Here is a 409-nt window from a genome sequence, read left to right as displayed (position 1 = left end):
ACATATCAAATGCTAGAAAAGATTACTTGGACAAAATTTCAACTGAAATCATCAAAAACCACGATGTTATCGGTATAGAGGATTTGCAAGTATCGAATATCTTAAAGAATCATAAGTTAGCAAAAGCAATTAGTGAGGTATCTTGGTCGCAATTTCGATCCATGTTAGAATACAAAGCAAAATGGTATGGCAAACAAGTCATTATCGTATCAAAAACATTTGCTTCCAGCCAATTATGTTCTTGTTGTGGATATCAAAATAAAGACGTTAAAAATCTAAACCTACGTGAATGAGACTGTCCTTCTTGTCGTACACACCATGATAGGGATATTAACGCAAGTATCAATCTAAAGAATGAAGCGATAAGGCTTCTAACCGCAAGGACTGCGGGGTTAGCCTAATCAATTAG

The 409-nt window shown here is 35.2% G+C and carries 1 pseudogene; it reads left to right on the top strand.

Annotated features, from left to right (window positions below):
- A pseudogene (locus ACTJJY_RS32120) lies at positions 1-401 on the top strand (RNA-guided endonuclease TnpB family protein); the annotation flags it as partial.
- Between the last annotated feature and the right edge of the window lie 8 nt (positions 402-409).

The sequence above is a fragment of the Bacillus sp. 22475 genome, assembly GCF_052044835.1.
Lineage (GTDB): Bacteria > Bacillota > Bacilli > Bacillales > Bacillaceae_G > Bacillus_A > Bacillus_A cereus.
This window is presented reverse-complemented; position numbering and strand designations above follow the sequence as displayed.